The 4,970-nt window shown below is 42.9% G+C and carries 5 protein-coding genes; 3 read left to right on the top strand and 2 right to left on the bottom strand.

The features are described 5' to 3' along the window. The coding region (locus VLN09_RS02530) for a UvrD-helicase domain-containing protein (RefSeq protein ID WP_325243640.1) at positions 1-773 on the bottom strand (773 nt) is incomplete at its 3' end. 361 nt (positions 774-1,134) lie between these two features. Between VLN09_RS02530 and ychF the strand changes: the two genes are divergently transcribed. The 3 genes from ychF (at position 1,135) to VLN09_RS02545 (ending at position 4,560) form a co-directional block, all read left to right on the top strand. Beyond that, on the top strand, positions 1,135-2,226 hold the full coding sequence (ychF, locus tag VLN09_RS02535; protein WP_325243641.1) for a redox-regulated ATPase YchF: 1,092 nt from the start codon (positions 1,135-1,137) through the stop codon (positions 2,224-2,226). 161 nt (positions 2,227-2,387) lie between these two features. Then, positions 2,388-3,797: a deoxyguanosinetriphosphate triphosphohydrolase gene (locus tag VLN09_RS02540; protein WP_325243642.1), complete on the top strand. Its 1,410-nt coding sequence runs from the start codon at positions 2,388-2,390 to the stop codon at positions 3,795-3,797. A gap of 82 nt (positions 3,798-3,879) precedes the next feature. Then, entirely contained in the window at positions 3,880-4,560 is a 681-nt protein-coding gene (locus VLN09_RS02545; protein ID WP_325243643.1) for a TetR family transcriptional regulator, read from the top strand. A 126-nt stretch (positions 4,561-4,686) separates the two neighbouring features. Here the strand turns inward: VLN09_RS02545 and VLN09_RS02550 are convergent. Then, positions 4,687-4,970, bottom strand: a 284-nt coding sequence (locus tag VLN09_RS02550; RefSeq protein WP_325243644.1) for a transposase, incomplete at its 5' end; no start/stop codon positions are given.

Genomic DNA, 4,970 nt, shown 5'->3' on the forward strand with positions numbered 1-4,970 from the left:
TCGACGGCTAATTGCTCAATAACTGGAATATGGACGGCGATATCAGGATAACTACTTTCAATTAAATCGCGAATATGAATACGTCGATTTCTAGAAGTTGAAAAAATATTCTGCAAAGTTTTTTTGCGCGGAAACGCTTGGTTGGTTATCTTGGTCGGATACTTTTTTTCTTTATGAATTAAGTCGATAGCGTCTTCACTGTCGCCCGTATCTAGAATAGTAAAACGCGGGTTAATACCGAGTAGCCCTGAGTATTGGCGCAATAGCATATTGCAAAATGAATGGAAGGTGCCGCTAGAAATATCGTTGAGCAACTTATCAGTTGGCAGTTTATCCTTGGCCAAATCTTCATCAGATAAACTGTTGGTCAATAACGTCTTTGCACGACTTTTGATTTCATTGGCGGCTTTACGCGTAAAGGTCAGTAGCAAAATCTCTTTAGGGGATACACCCTTTTCTAACAGATAGCTGGTTCTATAAGTTAGGGTTTTAGTCTTACCAGAACCCGCACCAGCGATGACTAACACTTTGCCTTCAATGGTAGTGGCAGCTAATAATTGGTCAGGATTTAACTCACAGGCATAGTCTACTTTTAATCCTAATTCACTGTTCAGCCTTTGATTCAGTAGCTCAATATTTGCATCGTCACCAACATCGATTAGATTTGCCTCTAGCTTTTTGATCGCCTTTTCTAGACGTGCCAGCTTGGGCTTAATCTCCTTGAAGTTCTTCGGATAACTATAGCGGCGTGTATTAAAAATTGTGGTCGTCATTATAGGAGTTTGCCTTTCATTTTATTTTAGCTGCCTTTACCTGTACAGAGCACTTATACATAGAAGCTTGAAGATTTGGTTGAGAGCGTTTGGTGTTAATAATGAAATTACTCATAAAGTATCGCGAGTCGTAGGTACTGACCTTTCATACGCCCACAAGTAAAACTATTACGCTATGGCATAGCTTACCATAATCGCTAAAACAGCAAAATTGCCAGTAATGACCAATCGCAAAATCTCAGTATACAACACAACAACCTCACCCCTATTCAGGTAAATTTGCTACAATGTGCCCAATTTTGATTTATCATTTAACCAATCTTTATACCAACTGATTTTATTAATACATTGAGAGAATGTTATGGGTTTTAATTGCGGCATCGTCGGCCTACCAAACGTGGGTAAATCCACCCTGTTTAACGCCTTGACCAAAGCGGGTATCGCCGCTGAAAACTTTCCATTTTGTACCAAAGATCCCAATACTGGTATCGTTCCAGTGCCAGATCCACGCCTAAAAAAATTGGCTGATATCGTCAACCCTGAGCGCGTATTACCAACGACGATGGAGTTTGTTGATATCGCAGGCTTGGTCGCTGGTGCGTCAAAAGGTGAAGGTATGGGCAACCAATTCTTAGCCAATATCCGTGAGACTGATGCCATTGCACACGTCGTACGTTGCTTTGATGATGACAACGTCGTACACGTTGATGGTCGCGTTAGCCCGATTGATGATATTGAAACCATTAATACTGAATTGGCATTGGCCGATTTAGAAGCCGTTGAGCGTGCTATTTTTAACTTAACCAAAAAAGCCAAGGGCGGCGATAAAGATGCTGGCGCCATGCTTGATATCTTCAAAAAAATCGAGCCGCTATTGGCTGAAGGTCAGGCTGCGCGCGCCGCCAATCTAGATGCTGATGAGAAAAAGCTGATCAGAAGTTATGGCTTAATTACTCTTAAACCTACCATGTATATCGCTAACGTGAGCGAAGATGGCTTTGAGAATAACCCATATCTTGATGCGGTACGCAACTATGCAACTGGTGAAGATTCTATCGTTATCGCCCTATGCAACCAAATCGAATCTGAAATTGCCCAGCTTGATGAAGACGATAAAAAAGACTTCTTGGCCGAGATGGATATGGAAGAAGCTGGTCTTGATAAAGTGATTCGTGGTGGTTATGACTTGCTTGATATGCAGACATATTTTACCGCTGGCGTTAAAGAAGTACGCGCATGGACAGTCGCTGTTGGCGCAACAGCTCCTCAGGCAGCTGGCGTGATTCATACTGATTTTGAGCGCGGCTTTATTCGTGCTGAAGTGATTGCTTATGACGACTTTATCGAACATAACGGCGAAAAAGGTGCTGCTGCTGCCGGTAAATCACGTTTAGAAGGCAAGACTTATATCGTACAAGATGGCGATGTGATGCATTTCCGTTTTAACGTTTAATGCTTAACCTTTAACGTCGGATAGCGTGTTTACATAGTCTTAAGATTAAACAACCACAAGCCAGCCTCGATGCTGGCTTTTTTTATTATAATAAACATAGAATCCTTTATAAAAACAATCAAATCTCTAAAAATCATAATAACAATAATGGACTATAAACTATGATCACTCCTATTAATAAACCACTTAATAGCCGTAGCCATTGGGCAAAGCTATTTAGTGCCCAGCGTTTGGGCAGTAATAAAAAAGCCCCTACTCAAGATACTGCGCGCTCTTCTTTTCATAAAGACTATGACCGACTGGTATTTTCACACTCCTTTAGGCAGTTAAATCAAAAGACCCAAGTCCACCCATTGACCAATCAATTGGGTATTCATACGCGATTAACGCATTCGCTTGAAGTCTCGTGTATCGGACGCTCATTGGGTGTAATGGCAGCGGAGAAGCTTCATGATAAATTAGACGGTGGTTTACCTGTCGGTGTGACACCAGCTGATGTGGGTGTGATTGTACAAGCAGCGTGCCTCGCTCATGATATTGGCAATCCACCTTTTGGACATGCGGGAGAGTATGCTATTCGTGACTGGTTTATGCATTCTGAACGTCAGGAAATCTTATACAATTTGAGTAACAATGAGCAATTGGATTTGCTGGCTTATGAAGGTAACGCGCAAGGATTTCGTATACTGACTCGCAATGAGCATCACCCTGATGTGGGCGGCATGCGCTTGACTTGTGCCACGCTAGGCGCTTTTATGAAGTATCCGTGGCTGGCCACTCACAGCAATGAGGCTAATGACAAACGTCATAATCAAAATGTACAGAAATTTGGCTGCTTTTATAGTGAAGCCTCTCAGTTAGAAGAGTTGGCAGCATCTTTGCACTTGCCGCGCTCCGAGCAGCATGACGGTTTTGCGCGTCATCCACTTGCTTACTTATTGGAAGCCGCCGATGATATCTGCTATGCGCTGATTGATTTAGAGGATGGCATCAATCTGAATATGCTAACCTATAGCGAGGTCGCTACGATATTTTACGAACTTATTGGCGAGCATCCTAATAGCGTGAGCTTACCAGCGCACATGTCTGTCAGGCAAAGTCTAGCATCTTTGAGAGCACGAGCTATGATGCGCCTAGTCAATGCCGTCACTGATGCCTTTGTTGCCAATAGCGATGCGATGCTAGCGGGTACGTTACAAGGCAGCTTGTTTGCTCATTGCGAGCCAACGGTACAAAGTGGTATTACTCAAGCTAAAGAATTGGCACGTAAAAAGATATTCAATCACCCAAGTAAAGTCCGCATGGAGCTGATGGCCAATCAATGCTTGCATCGCCTGCTGGATGCTTTTATGCCACTGACTTGGAACCATCAGCAGAACACATCTATGCCGTTTGAGCAACAGCGTCTATTAATGTTGCTACAGCCGCATCTTGATGAGCATCGCCGCATATTATCCTATGATATTTATCATAATATGCTTAACGTTTTAGATTATATTACTGGCATGAACGACCACGAGGCTTATCGACTGGCGCAAGAGTTACAAGGGCATTGGGGAACTATGGTTTAAAACCCACATTTAAGCGTATTTCATTCGTATTTTTGCAATGAAATGAGTATCATAGATATCTATCTAGTAATTTTGAAATATTATGAGCAGTCGCGAACAAAAAAAACTTCAAACTCGGCACGCCTTTTTTAATGCGGTGCTCGATTTATGTATGACAGGGCAATCTTTTAGCTCCATCAGCCTTAGGCAAGTAACGCGTGAGGTTGGCGTAGTGCCGACCGCCTTTTATCGGCATTTTGATGATATGGAATCACTCGGACACGCCTTAGTTATTGAGGAATTGGGCGGTACGCTTGCTACCTTGAGCGAAAGCTTACAAATTGGACGTAAACGCAGCTTCGAGCGTCAAATTGCTAAAAGCATTCAATTGTTTTTATATATGGTCAGTGAGCAACCATACTACTGGCAGTTTTTGGTCAGTGAACGCTACGGTGGCTCGGACGCCGTACGTAAAGCCATCAATGAGCTTATCAAAAAACATGGGCAAAGCTTAGCAGAAGATTTGGCGCTCCAGCCTGCGTTTACACACATAAGCACTTATGATCGTAGGTTATTGGCTGAGGCTGGAATCAATATGTTCTTTTCTTGGATTATTGATTGGCTAGAGCTAACTTATACCGAAGATTATGATGATGAAGTCGACTTGGCTGAAGTTGAACAGCGAAAGCAGCTGATGCTCCATAACTGCACGCGCCAAGCACAGATGTTGTTTTATGGTGCTTATAACTGGAAGTCTACTGAAGAAACTCATTTAAGTGATTAATACGATCGCTCTTATCTGCGCTTGTTAATGTGTTTAGACTTCTGTATTTAGCGTTTGAATTGCAAGGTTGACATACTCCCACCACCTTCGCCAAGCTCAAGTGTGGGATTCTAAAAGCGTTAGCGTTTAGGCGACTTTCTCACGAAGGTCACAAGTTTTCTGTTTCAACGGGCGACCTTTACTGCATCCTCCCTCCACAGACAAAACGGCATGTCCTGCCGCTAATATGTTACGTGCCGCATTAACATCTGCGTTCGCTTTATGCCCACATTTGACGCACTCAAATTTTGCCTGAGTTTGTCTATTTTCTTTGGCGATATGCTTGCATTTAGAGCAGGTTTGGCTGGTGTATCGTGGGTTTACTTTGACAAGTAGTCCACCGCGCCAATGCTGCTTATACTCAAGCATAT

Source organism: Psychrobacter sp., from assembly GCF_035469765.1.
GTDB lineage: Bacteria > Pseudomonadota > Gammaproteobacteria > Pseudomonadales > Moraxellaceae > Psychrobacter.